Origin of the sequence: Microbacterium sp. UBA3394, assembly GCF_002358725.1 — a bacterium.
GTDB classification, from domain to species: Bacteria; Actinomycetota; Actinomycetes; order Actinomycetales; family Microbacteriaceae; genus Microbacterium; species Microbacterium luteum.
Genome location: NZ_DEPK01000184.1, coordinates 7788 through 10356 on the forward strand (window position 1 = coordinate 7788; position 2569 = coordinate 10356).

Annotated in this window: 2 protein-coding genes and 1 pseudogene; all 3 read left to right on the forward strand. The window is 67.8% G+C overall.

From position 1 onward, the window contains the following. Positions 1-1675 (forward strand): 3-isopropylmalate dehydratase large subunit (leuC, locus tag B4E30_RS11005; protein ID WP_414683211.1); only part of this gene is annotated, 1675 nt, incomplete at its 5' end. Position 1676: 1 nt separating this feature from the next. After that, positions 1677-2273, forward strand: a complete 597-nt coding sequence (leuD, locus tag B4E30_RS11010; protein ID WP_286795323.1) for a 3-isopropylmalate dehydratase small subunit — start codon at positions 1677-1679, stop codon at positions 2271-2273. Between the two features lie 68 nt (positions 2274-2341). Next, a pseudogene (locus B4E30_RS11015) lies at positions 2342-2569 on the forward strand (UDP-N-acetylglucosamine 1-carboxyvinyltransferase); the annotation flags it as partial.

The following is a 2569-nucleotide window of genomic DNA, read 5'->3' on the forward strand; positions in this document are numbered from 1 at the left end:
GATCGCCACCGAGGACCACAACACGCCGACGCTGGAGATCCACAAGCCCATCGCCGACGTCACCAGTCGCACCCAGATCGAGACCCTGCGTCGCAACGCGGAGGAGTTCGGCGTGCGTCTGCATTCNNCCAGGCCTCACTCGTCGCGGAGTTTCGTCGCGGGCTTGATCCCCCATCCCGAGGAGAGCGCAATGAGCACACCCATTCCCGACGCATCCGTCATTCCCGACCGCCCCCGCACCCTCGCCGAGAAGGTGTGGGACGACCACCTCGTCGTCAAGGGCGAGGGCGGCCAGCCCGACCTGATCTACATCGACCTGCACCTGGTGCACGAGGTCACCAGCCCGCAGGCGTTCGACGGTCTGCGCGCCGAGAATCGCCCGGTGCGGCGTCTCGAGCACACGATCGCCACCGAGGACCACAACACGCCGACGCTGGAGATCCACAAGCCCATCGCCGACGTCACCAGTCGCACCCAGATCGAGACCCTGCGCCGCAACGCCGAGGAGTTCGGCGTGCGTCTGCATTCGCTGGGTGACATGGAGCAGGGCATCGTCCACGTCGTCGGCCCGCAGCTCGGACTCACGATGCCGGGCATCACCGTCGTGTGCGGTGACTCCCACACCTCGACCCATGGAGCGTTCGGGGCGATGGCCTTCGGCATCGGCACGAGCGAGGTCGAGCACGTGCTCGCGACGCAGACCTTGCCGTTGAAGCCGTTCAAGACCATGGCGGTGACCGTCGAGGGCGAGCTCCGCCCCGGCGTGACGGCGAAGGACATCATCCTCGCCGTTATCGCGAAGATCGGCACCAACGGCGGCCAGGGCTACGTGCTCGAGTACCGCGGCAGCGCGATCCGCGGCCTGTCGATGGAGGGCCGCATGACGATGTGCAACATGTCGATCGAGGCGGGTGCCCGCGCCGGCATGGTCGCCCCGGATGAGACGACCTTCGCCTACCTCGAGGGTCGCGATCACGCGCCGACCGGACAGGACTGGGATGACGCGGTCGCGTACTGGCGCACTCTGCCCTCGGACGAGGGGGCCGTGTACGACGCCGAGGTGTTCCTCGACGCCGCCGAACTCGAGCCGTTCGTCACGTGGGGCACGAACCCCGGGCAGGGGGTGTCGCTGAGTGATCGCGTCCCCTCGCCCGACGATTTCGCGGACGCGAACGCGCGCGTCGCGGCCGAGCGCGCCCTCGAGTACATGGATCTCCAGGCGGGGACGCCGATGAAGGACATCCCCGTCGACGCGGTCTTCATGGGATCGTGCACGAACAGCCGCATCGAAGACCTGCGCGAGTTCGCGTCGATCATCGATGGGCGCACGAAGGCACCCGGTGTCCGGGTGATGGTCGTTCCCGGCTCCGCGCGCGTGAGGCTGGAGGCCGAGGCCGAGGGACTCGACAAGATCATCACGGCCTTCGGTGCCGAGTGGCGGTTCGCCGGCTGCTCGATGTGCCTCGGCATGAATCCCGACCAGCTGAGCCCGGGGGAGCGCTGCGCGTCGACGAGCAACCGCAATTTCGAGGGGCGACAGGGCAAGGGCGGCCGCACCCACCTCGTCTCGCCCCTGGTCGCGGCCGCGACGGCGGTGCGCGGCACGCTGTCCAGCCCCTCGGATCTCGAACCCGTCGAGCAGGCTGTGCCGGCGACGAGCGGAGCGGGGGCCTGACATGGAGAAGTTCACCACCCACACCGGCGTCGCCGCCCCGCTGCGCCGTTCCGCGGTCGACACCGACCAGATCATCCCGGCCGTCTACCTCAAGCGGGTGACGAAGACCGGCTTCGACGATGCGCTGTTCGCGAACTGGCGTCAGGAACCCGACTTCGTCCTCAACCAGCCCGCGTATGCATCCGCGTCGATCCTCGTCGCCGGGCCCGATTTCGGAACCGGGTCCAGCCGTGAGCACGCGGTCTGGGCGCTGCGCGACTACGGCTTCAAGGTCGTGCTCAGCACCAAGTTCGCGGACATCTTCCGGGGCAACTCCGGCAAGCAGGGACTGGTGACCGGGGTGATCACCGACACCGAGCTCGAGGCCTTCTGGGACGCGATGGCGGCCGAGCCCGGAGCCGAGATGACTGTCGACCTCGAAGCGCGAACCGCCGTACTCGGCAACCTCGAAGCTCGATTCGAGATCGACGATTACACTAGGTGGCGGCTTCTCGAGGGGCTCGATGACATCGGGCTCACCCTGCGGAACGAACACAAGGTCGCAGAATTCGAGGCTCGCCGCGAGGCGTGGCGGCCACGGACGACACCCGTCCGTTGAGCCCGGACCCTTCCCACCGGAAGGGTCGGCGACAAGCGCCCCTCGAACACGCGAATGAGGTTCACCGGATGAAGACACTTCTCGACGACTCGGCCGAGCCCACGTCAGGAGAGAAGCAGATGACCGGAGAAACCCTGCGGATCACGGGCGGTCGGCCGCTGCGCGGCCGCGTCGAGGTGAAGGGTGCGAAGAACCTCGCCACGAAGGCGATGGTGGCCTCGCTGCTCGGCGAGACGACGAGCGTTCTTCGCGATGTTCCCGACATCAGCGACGTGCAGGTGGTCCGGTCCCTCCTC

What these genes read in the sequence shown, in the direction of transcription:
- leuD (WP_286795323.1), top strand. Translation starts at nt 1,677, where the DNA reads ATGGAGAAGTTCACCACCCACACCGGCGTCGCCGCCCCGCTGCGCCGT.